Origin of the sequence: Streptomyces sp. ADI96-02, from assembly GCF_003846185.1 — a bacterium.
Lineage (GTDB): Bacteria > Actinomycetota > Actinomycetes > Streptomycetales > Streptomycetaceae > Streptomyces.
The window spans coordinates 5,250,597-5,251,202 of record NZ_ML123034.1; the positions used below are offsets into that span (position 1 = coordinate 5,250,597).

General features: G+C 59.6%; 1 protein-coding gene. It reads left to right on the forward strand.

What is annotated here, in order from left to right; genetic code table 11:
• Positions 1–203: 203 nt before the first annotated feature.
• The gene (locus EES43_RS23165; protein WP_124270498.1) at positions 204–587 is read left to right on the forward strand and encodes a WXG100 family type VII secretion target; all 384 of its coding nucleotides are present in this window, start codon (positions 204–206) and stop codon (positions 585–587) included.
• The last annotated feature ends 19 nt before the right edge of the window (positions 588–606 follow it).

Consider the following 606-nt stretch of genomic DNA (forward strand, 5'->3'; position numbering starts at 1 on the left):
ACTAGAAGCAGTCACCAATGATGCTACTCATCACCTGAGCGGAGTCCTGCGGGCGCCGGGTCGCATGTCTGCTCATTTCGAAGCATGGACCCTTCCTGACAGAGGTGATAAAGGTGTGCGTGACACCCCATGTCTGTGAAGGCGTGTCCGTGTTGCTAGGGTTGGTCGGCTTGCAACACGGGTTCGAACGTGGGGGGACCGGCATGGGTGATGAGCCCAAACTCGCTTATACATCATCGCAGTTGAAAAAACTGGCGGACGATCTGGATGACATGCACGAGTATCTCGGCAAGCAGTTCAAGCGCATGGACGAGATCGTCGACGGCATCGAGACCGGCTGGCAGGGCCCCACTGCCACGTCCTATCGATCGCTCCACCGCGGCGCCGCGGAGGATGCCGTTCGCATCGGGCTGACCATTCAATTCCTGGCGGAAGCTATTCGTCTGAGCGAAGGCGGCTTCACGGACCAGGAGCTCGAAACCCTTGAACAGTTCCGCAGAGTCCAGGTCGACGTCGACATAGAAGCAGCCGCGGACGCCTTGTCAACGCCGTCGAACCAGCCGCGCAGCCGCCTGCAAGACCTCTGAACGTCCGGATGCAGGTGAT